Source organism: Winogradskyella sp. 3972H.M.0a.05, from assembly GCF_040493455.1.
Classification (GTDB): Bacteria; Bacteroidota; Bacteroidia; order Flavobacteriales; family Flavobacteriaceae; genus Microcosmobacter.
This window is the reverse complement of record NZ_JANFDA010000001.1, coordinates 586,946-599,485: the sequence shown is the minus strand read 5'-3', so window position 1 is coordinate 599,485 and position 12,540 is coordinate 586,946. Positions and strand designations below refer to the sequence as shown.

The window sequence follows — 12,540 nt, the reverse complement described above, 5'->3', positions numbered from 1 at the left end:
CTCCAACTCCTGCTCCAGTGATGTCAATCGCATCCGTGTCAGTGATGGCCAATATCGTATCGCTCTCGTCCGTGATAACGTACCTGTAAGACAGGTTCGTCTCGTACCCAGTCTTTGTAACGTAAACAGGTGCTCCATCGTTGTCAATACAGATCGTGGCAGTGGTACCGTCGACAACTGTCGAGCTATTGGCTCCTGTGGTCGCCATCTCGTCAATAGCCAATGTACCAGCTTCTGGTAATGCTCTAATTACAGCAATGGAATTGGATAAATCAAAGCATCCAGATAAGTCTGCAATGTTTTCACCTACTTCTTTACCAGATAAGCCGTCCTCATATCTTATGTAATAAATATTACAGGTTCCTGGACCCGCTCCATCAAGGTCAAAAGGCCCAGATGCTGGCGTGCCTAAAATATTACCTGTAGCTGCATCAGTAATTATCCATCCAGAATTAGTCCCCATACTTCCTGCAGCAATATTAACTGTAAGTGGATCTGCTTGACCATCTCTACAAATAGTAGCAGTCAACATATCATTACTAATTAATGTTGTGTTATTTGGAGCTACATCGAATGTAATATCACCTGCATTTACATCACATACAGACCATGCTGCAGCAAAGCCTCCAGTAGTTGTTGTGTAGGGTGCCTGCCCTGAAACAAAAGACGATGCATTGTCCCAACGGCCAGCAGTTACAGCCTGACCTGAACGTGGCTGATTCCCTGCTCCCCATTGTACAAAATCTAATAAAATGCTTGGATCTGATGACCCAAAACTATTGCTAGAAAACAAACTCAAACCATCATTGGTTACATCCATATTATAAGGTAATGTAATGGACTCGCCTGGTGCTAACATTGTGGATTCAGCAGTAATATTATTGATTCTTTGATAAGTGCCTGGGCCTAAGCATAACCAAGATGTCCCGACATCATCAGTTGCGTCTCCAAGATTGGTTATCTGAAGTTCATTCGCTATTGGATCTACATAAGTGTATTTAAATACAGCTTGCGCGTCAATTGTGGCAAATTGCAAAAATAAAATTGCAAAAAGCAACAATTTAAAAAAACGTAATTGTCCTTTTTTCATAGAATATCGATTTAAAAATTAATTAGATGTAAAAGTATTTTCAAATCGAAAAAAGAAATGTTAGCTGGCTTACATTAAGGACTGTTAAAGCGTTGAAAAAGGGTCAATTAAGCTCGAAAATAGCTCATTTAGGTTTATTTATAGTCTTTTGGACTAATTCCGTACTTACTTTTAAATAAGCGACTGAAGGTACTTGTATTATCAAAACCACATTTATAGGCAACTTCTTTAATACTGAACTTTTTATCATTTAGTAGAGAAATAGAATGCTCTAATCTTCTACTTTTAATCCATCTGGATGGTGATTCATCGTAAATCTCCTTAAACTTTCGTTTAAAACTAGATAAACTCATACCTGTTAAAAATGCAAAATCTTCTAGCTTTATATTATTAAGGTAGTTATTATTGATACAATTCTTAAAAATAAAGTCGTTGTCTAGAGTTTGAAAGAGCATAGCATCAATATTATCTGATAGATTATTATAACCAAAGTAATACATCAGTTCTTCAGCCTTAATGTCAATTAGTTTTGTCTCTCTTCTAGACTCATAGTTTCCTTTGAATAGTAAAGCTAAACTTTGTGCAAATGAACTTAAGAAATGGCAATGATGCACTTTTACTATACTCTTTTGTTCTTTTTGAGGCAGCTCTTTTCTTGAGCCTTTATTTACTTTATGATAAAATTCATTCAAAGTATCTATAGAGTAAAACATAAGATATGCTTCAAAACGATTATTTACAGAAAGGTTTTCTGACATAAGATATGAACCAACATTGACAATAGCAGACTGGTTTTCTTCTACCATAACTGCTTGGCTAGATGAGTATAATCTAACCGTTCCTTCTACAACATGAACAAAAAATGGCTTATCAATACCTAGATGAATTTCTATTATCTCATTAGAGTCATGTATATACTGAACGCATAAAATGTTCTCACCTTTTATAAATTTATGACTAGACCCCTCAGTAAAGTAATTAGGAAATTGCATATTATATTTTAGCTAGTGTACAAATGGTATTTGTTTTAAAGTCTTGAATATACAAAAGCCAGTGCAAATTTGCATTGGCTTTGTAATTTCCGGTCGCTATTAATAATAAATGTCCTAATTAATTACTTCACCTTAATTTTTAATTTACACCTATATCAAAAGTAAAATTCGATCTCACTTTTGGTAAGCCCTCTTTTTCAATATGGTATTGCAGTTTGGAGTTTTATAACTTACTTTTGGCGTCAATTTCGGGATGTAGCGCAGTCCGGTTAGCGCACACGGCTGGGGGCCGTGGGGTCGCAGGTTCAAATCCTGTCATCCCGACTAAAGTAAATCATTTACATTTCTCAGAAAGCTTACTTTCTTAAGAAATAAACACATAGCAGTATTTTTAGTATCTTTAAGATTCTGCCTCACACCCCTTTAGACTTTTCATGGCTTATAGTTATGCCTCTAAACCTAAAATGCATGCTATGAAAAAACATTACTTTTTACTTCTTTGTTGTTTCCTAATTTCTTTTGAAGGATTTACACAATGGTTAAATTTTGAAGATGAAACCAATACCAGAATTGTAATCTCTAATATCTCTGACAATGCCGATAATAATGCTGTAGACGATATGGAAAAGGACTTAGCCGTTGGCGATTTTGATAAAGATGGTTTAACAGATTTAGTTGTGGTGCGTAAAGTCCCCTTTTCTTCTCCAGGAGCCAAAACCGATTTATTATTTATGAACAGAAGTGGAGTCTTACAGGACGAAACAGACATCTATGCACCAGAGTTCTTAACCACAGCTACAGACGCAAGAGACATTATTTGTATTGATGTAGATAACGATACTTGGTTGGATCTTTTTATCATCAGCACTTTTGGCGATCAGCCAAAACTATACATGAATCAGGGGAATGATACCAATGGCGATTGGCAGGGGTTTTTAGATGAATCGAGCACACGTTTACCAACAATTACTGTGAACCCTATTCAATATTGCGCTGGTTGGGGCGGTGATCTCACAGGGAATAATTTCCCAGATTTGTATATGGTAAACTACTCACCTTCTGTAACAGCACTCGATGTTTTATTGATAAATGATGGTTCAGGGAACTTTACAGAAGAAACTCAAACCAGAATGGGTAATTTGAGAAACTCAAGTTTTGGAACTGGTGTAGAATTTCATGATGTGGATAATGATAATGACCTAGATATTGTCAAAAATCTGGGACTAAACACTGTAGCTCCTTTTAATGCCAAAGGTCCTATTGTACTTTTCAACAATGGCGATGGGACATTTACTAATTTTTACGCCCAACCAGAAAATGCTGCCTATATGTTTACAGCTGGTGATTTGAATGATAACGGCATGCTAGATTTCTATGTTGTTGATGACGCAGGAGACTATGTCAATAGAGTTACTGGGTTTACCGAAGACACAAACCTATCGATTTCTCAATACGCCATGCCTACCGACAGAACTGATGGGTTTGGAGGTAATGTTAAGATGATCGATTTGGATGATGATGGCGACTTGGATGTTGGGTTATCTAGTGTAGACACGGATCTTCCACCTTGTGAAACAGGTACTGGAAGACGTTTTATCATTTTCGAAAATCAAAACCTTAATAGTGGTAATCTTGTTCATCCTTACGGTGATACTCAGAATATTTGGAATGTCTCTACTTACGACCATGATTATATCGACATCAATGATGATGGCCTAATGGATATTATTCTGGGTACATGCGATGGGTATTTAATCTTTATGCAAGAAGACACGCTCTCCAATGATGAGTTTTTGCTAGGTGAGTCGCTCACCATTTTGCCAAATCCGAGCAATGGTAAGCTAGACATAACATTTCCAGAATCCATTTCTAACGACATCAGTTTAGAAGCTTATGCCTTAGATGGAAGTACTGTTTACAAAAATTCTACTTTGAATGTTAATTACAGACAAACACTCTCCCTAGACCTAAGCAATCACTTGCAATCTGGGATGTATTTCTTAAAGTTTACATCCGATACTCGTGTTTTCATCTCTAAAATAATTATTCGCTAATGACAATGAAACTATCTTAAAAATTGCTCGTATTTTTGCAATCAATTTAGGATACATGCAGAATTATTTTATTACAGGTATAGGCACAGATGTAGGAAAAACTATTGTATCTGCAATACTTACAGAAGCCTTAGAAGCCGATTATTGGAAACCTGTACAAGCCGGAGATGTGGACTCTGGGGATAGACATACAGTGTCACAATTGATTTCAAATTCTAGGTCAAAGATTCACCCAAATACTTATGCGCTTAAGACGCCTATGAGCCCTCACGGTGCAGCTGATATTGATGGCATCACCATTGATTTGGATACTATCAAAAGACCTAAAACCGAAAATAATTTGGTAATTGAAGGTGCAGGTGGATTGTTAGTCCCTCTTAATGATGACAATACTGTTCTGGATTTAATTCAACCAAAAGACAAAGTCATTATAGTTTCAAGACATTATCTTGGTAGTATCAATCATTCACTACTCACAATAAAACACCTTCAGGATAAAGGCTTTGACATTGCTGTAATCTTCAGTGGTGATGAACATAAAACAACCGAAGACATTATCAAAACGATGACTAATGTAGAAGTAATTGGTAGAATAAATGATGAACCATATTTTGATAAAAATGTCGTTAAAGAATATGCTGAATTGTTTAAAGACAACTTGTAAATGACCTTAAAAGATAGAGATAAAGCACACCTTTGGCATCCGTTAACGCAACATAAGCTTCATCCAGAAAATATTGCGATAACAAGAGCGGAAGGTTGTTTATTGTATGATGAAAACGGAAAAGAATACATCGATGCTATTTCATCTTGGTATACCTGCATGTATGGTCATTGTAATCCTTTCATCACCAAAAAAGTATCTGAGCAATTAGACAAGTTACATCACGTAGTATTTAGTAGTCTTACTCATGAACCAGCTGTAAAGCTTTCAGAAAAACTGATTGAGATTCTTCCAGAAAATCAGAATAAAATATTTTTCAGTGATAATGGGTCAACTAGTGTTGAAGTGGCTATAAAAATGGCTTTACAGTATCACTTTAATAAAGGAGAAAATCGTAATATCCTTATTGCTTTTGAAGAGGGATTTCATGGTGATACGTTTGGAGCCATGAGCGTTTCTGGTCTGTCTGTTTATAATGGCCCTTTTGAAAAGTTTTTTCTTGAAGTAAAACGCATCCCAACACCAAAGGCTGATAATATTTTAAGTATTCTTGAAGAGCTAAAAGCACTGGCATCTACAGGTAAAGTAGCAGGTTTTATTTATGAACCCTTGGTACAAGGAGCAGCAGCTATGAAGATGTTTGAAGCAGATGGGTTAAACCAAATACTTCAATACTGTCAATCTCAAAATATCATTACCATTGCTGATGAAGTAATGACTGGGTTTGGAAAAACCGGAAAAGTTTTCGCTTCAGACCATATTGAAACCAAGCCAGATATTATCTGCTTGAGTAAAGCATTAACAGCCGGAATTATGCCAATGGCTGTCACAAGTTGCTCGCAAGACGTCTACAACGCATTTTATAGTGATGAGATTGGAAAAGGGTTTTTTCATGGACACACCTACTCTGCAAACCCTTTAGCTTGTACTGCGGCTTTAGCTGGAATAGAACTGTTACAATCTGAAGAGATTCAAGATAGTATCAAGAGAATTACTAATGCTCATGAAGCGTTCGACAAACACATTAAATTACATCCTAAGGTTAAGTCGACTAGACAATGTGGAGTCATTTATGCATTAGACCTTAATGTTGAAATGGAACGTTACGGAAACCTTAGAGATAAGCTGTTCAACTACTTTTTAGATAACGGTATTTTCCTAAGACCTCTCGGTAATACGATATACATCCAAGCGCCTTACACAATTACAAAAGAAGAATTACATAAAGTTTATAATGTTATTGAAGAAGCTTTAGATACCCTCTAGACTTTTATCTAATAGGTTGACTTGTTCACCTGTCTCCTTAATCGTAACATAAAGTGCTTCGTAATACCATTCGCCGTCGGTTTTCTGTGCTTTTACGCTTACAGAACCTTCTCCTTTAGATCCTTTTATAGGAATCGTAATGTCAGCTTCACCATCATTATTCGAATAGGAAATATTTCCACTCATCATGCCGTCTGGCTCAATATTATCTCCTAAAATGTTTATTACAGTTTCATTCGTTTTGGCTGTTGTGACAGCATATTCATAAGGCTCAGAACCAGATATCATTTTTGTAGCTCCAAAAATCACAGCGCCTACTCCAAATACGAAAAGTAAAATCACAATAAGGCAACCTCCTACAGGCAATACCCAAGGCCAATTGCGACCAAACCAACTCTTTTGTTTATGTTGTTCCATTCTATTTTGATTAGTTATTTTAAATATAAGTATAAAGACCCAAGAAATTGTTACGTTAATACATGAATTGGATGTAATTTTGCCGAAATAATTTTTTTCTATTGAAAACCCCTATTTCCATTACAGCAATAAGTTCTATATCTCCGCTCGGTGTAGATCCTAAAACCATTTGGAGTAATTATCAAAACCAAGAACATTGCATCTCACATAAAACATTCAATAATACTTCTGCATTAACTGCTGCATTAACTGCTGAATTAACTAAAGCAGGACAACAACAAATTGAATTATTGAGACAGGAAAACTCAAAATACAAGTCCTTAGATAATTCAGTGTTGTATGCTATGTATGCTGCTAGAGAAGCTGTAAAATTTGCTGGGTGGTCTAGTGATGATAATTTCGGAATCAATATAGGATCCTCTAGAGGAGCTACGGAATTATTTGAAACTTATTATTCGGAGTTTTCAAAAAACAATCAATCACATCCATTAAGTTCTCCTACGACTACGCTTGGCAATATTTCATCTTGGGTGGCACACGACCTCAACTCAAAAGGTCCAGAAATTTCACATTCAATAACATGTTCTACAGCATTACATGCCATGCTTAATGGTATTGCCTGGATCAACTCTGGTATGTCAGATAAATTCCTAGTTGGAGGCAGTGAAGCATCGCTAACATCATTTACCGTTGCACAAATGCAAGCCTTAAAGATTTATGCTCAGCAAGAGAAACATGAAGATCATTATCCCTGCCAAGCTCTGAACCTAGACAAAAAACAAAACACAATGATCTTGGGAGAAGCTGCAGCAATGGCTTGTTTAGAACAAGGTAAGTTAGATAATGCTCTAGCAGTTATCAAAGGGTTTGGTTACGCCACTGAACTTCTAGAACACAATGCTTCATTGTCAACAGATGCTGTCTGTTTTCAAAAGTCAATGGAAATGGCTTTAGACGGTTTCGATAAAAACAATATAGATATTATCGTTACACATACACCAGGAACCATAAGTGGTGATTTGGCTGAGTTTAAGGCTATTGAAAAAGTTTTTTGTAACAAAATTCCTTCATTGACTACTAATAAGTGGAAAGTAGGTCATAGCCTTGGAGCTTCAGGATTACTGAGTATAGAAATGGCCATACTGATGTTGCAACATCAAACATTTATTCCTGTTCCATTTATCAAAAATGAACAGCCAAATCGCATCCAAAATATCTTGGTAAATGCGGTTGGTTTTGGAGGCAATGCAGTATCTATACTACTTTCAAAATAAAATTGTAAGACGTCAATAAACGTCTTATATTTCAGGAACTTTCAAACACTTTTCAATTATGGTAGAATGGTTTTCTAGCTTGAATTTATTTGCCAAAATGTATTGGTCGACAGCATTAGTAGGCTCTCTTATTTTTATCGGAGTCATGATCATGGCATTTATTGGTGGCGATGCAGATGACATAGGTGATGTTGATTCAGACATTGATTCAGATGCAGGAGCTGGGTTTCAATTTATAACTTTCAAAAACCTAGTAGGCTTTTTTACAATTTTTGGCTGGAGCGGAATCGCATGCATAGACGCTGGCTTGTCCAAACCATTTACCTTAATCATTTCTATAGTTTGTGGATTGTTAATGATGGTCATAATGGCTGCCCTATTTTACTTTATCAGTAAACTAAGCGACAGTGGCACATTAAACTACAACAATGCTGTTAATGCTATAGGTGAAGTCTACCTAACCATTGGAGCAAATCGCTCTAGCATGGGGAAAGTAAGTGTAAACGTGCAGGGAACTGTTCGCGAGCTTGATGCCCTAACCGACTCTTTCACGGAACTAAAATCCGGAACTATAATAAAGGTCATTGATGTTACCTCTAATGGTATTCTTATCGTTGACCAAACACGCAAACCTATCGAACCTTTAAAACTTGAAAACTAATGACATTACTAAACATGCAAGAAAATTTTAATATGGACGGCTTTGGTGGTCCAATGCTACTCATTTTCGTAGCCCTCTTTGTTGTATTAACTCTTATCATTCTAATAAAGCGCTATAAGCGTTGTCCTTCTGACCGTATTCTTGTAGTTTATGGTAAAGTTGGTGGTGGTAAATCTGCAAAATGTATTCATGGTGGAGCCGCCTTTATTATGCCAGTAATACAAGACTACGAATACCTAGATTTAACACCTATTTCTATTGAGGTGAATCTTGTAAACGCACTTTCCAAACAAAACATTCGTGTTAACGTGCCTTCAAGATTTACGATTGGTGTATCTACCGAGCCTGGTGTGATGCAAAATGCAGCTGAGCGCTTATTAGGTTTAGGCTTACAAGATATTCAAGAGTTAGCCAAGGAAATTATTTTCGGTCAGCTACGTTTAGTTGTTGCTTCAATGGACATTGAAGAAATTAATTCCGACAGAGACAAATTCTTAACTAACATCTCACAATCTGTTGAATCTGAATTGAAAAAAGTTGGTCTTAAACTTATCAACGTAAACATCACAGATATTGTAGATGAGTCTGGTTATATCGAAGCACTTGGAAAAGAAGCTGCAGCACATGCTATTAACGCTGCACGTAAGTCTGTTGCAGAGAAAAACAGAGATGGTGCAATTGGTGAGGCTAACGCCGTACAGGATGAAAAAACACAAGTAGCTGCTGCAAACGCTAAAGCTGTTGAAGGTGAAAATACTGCTAAGATATCTGTAGCAAATTCAGATTCGTTGCGTCGTCAGCGCGAAGCAGAAGCGGAGCGCGTAGCAATAGCATCAGAAAAAGTACAAGCTGCAAAAGCATTGGAAGAGTCTTATGCTGCGGAGCAGCAAGCTGAAGCTGCTAGAGCTGATCGCGAGCGTTCTTCTCAAATGGCTGATGTTATCGTTCCTGCTGAAATTGATAAAAAGAAAGTTGAAATTGATGCTGAAGCTGAAGCTGAGCGTATCAGAAGACGTGCAAAAGGTGAAGCAGATGCGATTCTGTTTAAAGCTCAGGCAGAGGCAAAAGGAATCTATGAAGTCTTAACAAAACAAGCAGCTGGTCTAGATGAAATTGTAAAAGCTGCTGGAAATAATTCAAAAGATGCCGTGTTATTACTCATTGCTGACAAATTACCTGAATTGGTAAAAACTCAGGCTGAAGCTATTAAGAACATCAAGATCGATAAAGTTACGGTATGGGAAAATGGAGGCAGTAAAGACGGCAAGTCTTCAACATCTAACTTTATCTCCGGAATGTATAAATCTGTGCCTCCGCTTCAGGAAATGTTTAATATGGCTGGAATGGATTTACCAGAGTATTTAAAAGGTAAAGACAGAAAAGAGATTGAAGCTGATGATGCTGAAATTGAAGATACAAGCTCTAATTCTTAAATCTAAATCCGCCTCCAAATAGGCGGATTTAATTTTTAATTCAGTCTTAAACTATGAAGCACTTTACATACATCAGAAAAATTCCAATCATGAAATTCATTTTTGGTTTAGTTCTGCTAATCTTTTCCATAATACTAGTATTTAGTGATATAAAAAGTCTTGTGTTGAGTGGTCTGGCAATATATTTTCTTTTGACAGATGGTACCGAATTCGATTTTGCAAATAACAGATACCGATCGTTAAAATCTATCTTGGGGATTCGTTTTGGAACATGGAAGGCGCTTCCAAATATTGATTATGTGTCTGTATTTAGAACTAGTGAAACTACAACACTTAGGTCAAGATCTGCACAGACCAATGTGAAAAATGAAATTATAAAGCTGAATCTATTTTACAATACAAACAGAAAGATCGAAGCATATGTAAGTTATGATCTTGAAGACGCATTTAAAAAAGCACACGAATTGGCATCTTTATTAAATGTTGATATTTTAGATGCAACCGAACCAGAATCTAAATGGTTATAGTTATTTTTGCCTTATATAGCTAATCGACTTATGAGTGAAATAAGACACAATTGGACCAAAGAAGAGATTTTAGAGATTTACAATAAACCCCTAATGGAACTGCTTTACGAAGCAGCGTCTATACATCGTCTTCATCACGATCCTAATACAGTTCAGGTATCTACCTTATTATCCATAAAAACTGGCGGTTGTCCAGAAGATTGTGGCTATTGTCCACAAGCTGCACGTTACCACACCGATGTTGAAGGCAACGACCTCATGACTGTACAGCAGGTAAAAGCTCAGGCTTTACGTGCTAAGTCTTCAGGTAGTTCTAGAGTTTGTATGGGAGCTGCATGGCGAAATGTAAAGGATGGTCCAGAATTCGATCAAGTTTTAGAGATGGTGCGTACCATCAATAAGTTAGATATGGAAGTGTGTTGCACACTTGGTATGGTTACTGAAAATCAAGCTAAGAGATTAGCCGAAGCAGGTTTGTATGCATATAACCATAATTTAGATTCTTCTGAAGAATATTATAAAGAAGTAATTTCTACAAGAGGCTATGAAGATAGACTCGAAACTATAGATAATGTCCGTAAAACTAATGTTACAGTTTGCTCTGGAGGTATTATAGGTATGGGAGAAAAGGTTGAAGATAGAGCAGGCATGCTAGTCGCACTTTCTACACTTAATCCACAACCAGAATCTGTGCCTATTAACGCTTTGGTTGCAGTTGAAGGTACACCTCTTGAAGACCAAGAACCTGTATCCATTTGGGAAATGATACGAATGGTGGCTACAACACGTATCGTAATGCCAGAAACGCAAGTACGTTTGAGTGCAGGACGAACAGAAATGAGCCAGGAAGGTCAAGCCATGTGTTTCTTTGCTGGAGCGAATTCGATTTTTGCTGGTGACAAACTTCTTACCACGCCAAATCCAGATGTAAATGAAGACATGAAGCTGTTTGAACTACTAGGTTTAAACCCTCAAAAACCATTCATTAAAAAGATGCAACCAAAAACTGTTGAGGCGGAAGATTCTCAATATCAGTCTCTTGGTGAAAAGCCAAAATGGACGAGACCTGAGCATACTATAGATCGTAACGAAGCTGCCAAAGAAAAAGCTAAAGCATTGAGATAACACATCTTACAGTGTATCAAAAAATACTATTCTCTTTTTCGTAACGTTTTCTTAACTTTGAAGCTATCTTAAAATTAAGTCGTTGCATCTAAATCTTCAACAAATTCCTCGAGTGAAAACCATTACCAAAGAGGAGTTCATTAAGAACTACTTTAAACCACAAAAACCTGTGGTCATTGAACGTTTTATTGAAGATTGGCCTGCCTACTCTAAATGGTCTTTAGACTATATGAAAGAAGTTGCAGGAGACAAGACTGTCCCACTATATGACGACAGACCTGTAGACTATAAAGATGGGTTCAATGAGCCTCATGCGACGATGAAGATGAGCGAGTATGTCGATCTGTTGAAACGCGAACCTACAAAGTTCAGAATCTTTCTCTGGAACATCCTAAAGGAAGTTCCTCAGCTTCAAAAAGATTTTACCTATCCTGATTTTGGACTAAGACTCATGAAGGGATTGCCAATGCTTTTCTTTGGGGGAAGAGATAGTTTCACTTTCATGCATTATGATATCGATCTGGCGAATATTTTTCACTTTCATTTTGAAGGAAAAAAACAATGCATTCTTTTTGACCAAAAGCAGAACAAATATCTATACAAAATACCTCACTCTCTAATCACTAGAGAAGATATAAATTTTGCAGATCCTGACTTCGAAAAATGGCCTGCATTACAACATGCCAAAGGATGGATTTGTGACCTTAATCATGGCGAAGTACTCTACATGCCAGAAGGTTGGTGGCATTACATGCGTTACATTACGCCTGGGTTTTCGATGAGTTTAAGAGCCATTGCAAGAAAGCCAAAAAACCTCAGTAAAGCAGTGTACAATGTCTTTGTTATGAGAACACTAGACAATGTAATGCGTAGAATAAAAGGGCAAAAATGGATCGATTGGAAAAACGAGCAAGCAATCACCAGAACGCACAAGTCTCTCGGCCTATAAAATCTTTAGTTTTTTCGTGACCTTTTCTATCTATTAGTGTCTTAATGAGTAATTGATAGAACATTAAAGGTTTAATCTATAATTCAAT

Annotated in this window: 11 protein-coding genes, 1 tRNA gene and 1 pseudogene; 10 read left to right on the top strand and 3 right to left on the bottom strand. The window is 36.8% G+C overall.

The features are described 5' to 3' along the window. Together NCE97_RS02720 and NCE97_RS02715 are read right to left on the bottom strand one after the other, a co-directional pair. Positions 1 to 1,090 (bottom strand): annotated as a pseudogene (locus tag NCE97_RS02720) (hypothetical protein); the annotation flags it as partial. 134 nt (positions 1,091 to 1,224) lie between these two features. Next, positions 1,225 to 2,082, bottom strand: coding sequence for a helix-turn-helix transcriptional regulator (locus NCE97_RS02715; RefSeq protein WP_353777324.1), 858 nt, complete (start codon positions 2,080 to 2,082; stop codon positions 1,225 to 1,227). Between the two features lie 249 nt (positions 2,083 to 2,331). Between NCE97_RS02715 and NCE97_RS02710 the strand changes: the two genes are divergently transcribed. The 4 genes from NCE97_RS02710 to bioA all read left to right on the top strand — a co-directional run bounded on the left by NCE97_RS02710 (position 2,332) and on the right by bioA (position 6,066). After that, positions 2,332 to 2,406 (top strand) — tRNA-Pro (locus tag NCE97_RS02710). A gap of 149 nt (positions 2,407 to 2,555) precedes the next feature. After that, positions 2,556 to 4,136, top strand: a complete 1,581-nt coding sequence (locus tag NCE97_RS02705; RefSeq protein WP_353777323.1) for a T9SS type A sorting domain-containing protein — start codon at positions 2,556 to 2,558, stop codon at positions 4,134 to 4,136. A gap of 55 nt (positions 4,137 to 4,191) precedes the next feature. After that, entirely contained in the window at positions 4,192 to 4,800 is a 609-nt protein-coding gene (gene bioD, locus NCE97_RS02700) for a dethiobiotin synthase (protein ID WP_353777322.1), read from the top strand. Next, positions 4,801 to 6,066, top strand: coding sequence for an adenosylmethionine--8-amino-7-oxononanoate transaminase (gene bioA / locus NCE97_RS02695; RefSeq protein WP_353777321.1), 1,266 nt, complete (start codon positions 4,801 to 4,803; stop codon positions 6,064 to 6,066). Here the strand turns inward: bioA and NCE97_RS02690 are convergent. Beyond that, entirely contained in the window at positions 6,052 to 6,483 is a 432-nt protein-coding gene (locus tag NCE97_RS02690) for a cytochrome c oxidase assembly factor Coa1 family protein (protein ID WP_353777320.1), read from the bottom strand. The two genes, bioA and NCE97_RS02690, sit on opposite strands and share 15 nt — an antisense overlap. A 101-nt stretch (positions 6,484 to 6,584) precedes the next feature. Between NCE97_RS02690 and NCE97_RS02685 the strand changes: the two genes are divergently transcribed. The 6 genes from NCE97_RS02685 (at position 6,585) to NCE97_RS02660 (ending at position 12,452) form a co-directional block, all read left to right on the top strand. Further along, complete coding sequence (locus tag NCE97_RS02685; protein ID WP_353777319.1) at positions 6,585 to 7,757, top strand: beta-ketoacyl synthase N-terminal-like domain-containing protein; 1,173 nt, start codon at positions 6,585 to 6,587, stop codon at positions 7,755 to 7,757. A 58-nt stretch (positions 7,758 to 7,815) separates the two neighbouring features. Beyond that, on the top strand, positions 7,816 to 8,418 hold the full coding sequence (locus NCE97_RS02680; protein ID WP_353777318.1) for a hypothetical protein: 603 nt from the start codon (positions 7,816 to 7,818) through the stop codon (positions 8,416 to 8,418). Beyond that, on the top strand, positions 8,418 to 9,851 hold the full coding sequence (locus NCE97_RS02675; RefSeq protein WP_353777317.1) for a flotillin family protein: 1,434 nt from the start codon (positions 8,418 to 8,420) through the stop codon (positions 9,849 to 9,851). The genes NCE97_RS02680 and NCE97_RS02675 overlap by 1 nt, the downstream gene beginning before the upstream one ends. Positions 9,852 to 9,904: 53 nt before the next feature. After that, positions 9,905 to 10,378, top strand: a complete 474-nt coding sequence (locus NCE97_RS02670; RefSeq protein WP_353777316.1) for a hypothetical protein — start codon at positions 9,905 to 9,907, stop codon at positions 10,376 to 10,378. Between the two features lie 30 nt (positions 10,379 to 10,408). Next, positions 10,409 to 11,503, top strand: coding sequence for a biotin synthase BioB (gene bioB, locus NCE97_RS02665; RefSeq protein WP_353777315.1), 1,095 nt, complete (start codon positions 10,409 to 10,411; stop codon positions 11,501 to 11,503). Between the two features lie 82 nt (positions 11,504 to 11,585). Then, entirely contained in the window at positions 11,586 to 12,452 is an 867-nt protein-coding gene (locus NCE97_RS02660) for a cupin-like domain-containing protein (protein WP_353777314.1), read from the top strand. The last annotated feature ends 88 nt before the right edge of the window (positions 12,453 to 12,540 follow it).

Coding starts and splice junctions, on each gene's coding strand:
- NCE97_RS02715 (WP_353777324.1), bottom strand. CDS start 2,082: ATGCAATTTCCTAATTACTTTACTGAGGGGTCTAGTCATAAATTTATA.
- NCE97_RS02705 (WP_353777323.1), top strand. CDS start 2,556: ATGAAAAAACATTACTTTTTACTTCTTTGTTGTTTCCTAATTTCTTTT.
- bioD (WP_353777322.1), top strand. CDS start 4,192: ATGCAGAATTATTTTATTACAGGTATAGGCACAGATGTAGGAAAAACT.
- bioA (WP_353777321.1), top strand. CDS start 4,801: ATGACCTTAAAAGATAGAGATAAAGCACACCTTTGGCATCCGTTAACG.
- NCE97_RS02690 (WP_353777320.1), bottom strand. CDS start 6,483: ATGGAACAACATAAACAAAAGAGTTGGTTTGGTCGCAATTGGCCTTGG.
- NCE97_RS02680 (WP_353777318.1), top strand. CDS start 7,816: ATGGTAGAATGGTTTTCTAGCTTGAATTTATTTGCCAAAATGTATTGG.
- NCE97_RS02675 (WP_353777317.1), top strand. CDS start 8,418: ATGACATTACTAAACATGCAAGAAAATTTTAATATGGACGGCTTTGGT.
- NCE97_RS02670 (WP_353777316.1), top strand. CDS start 9,905: ATGAAGCACTTTACATACATCAGAAAAATTCCAATCATGAAATTCATT.
- bioB (WP_353777315.1), top strand. CDS start 10,409: ATGAGTGAAATAAGACACAATTGGACCAAAGAAGAGATTTTAGAGATT.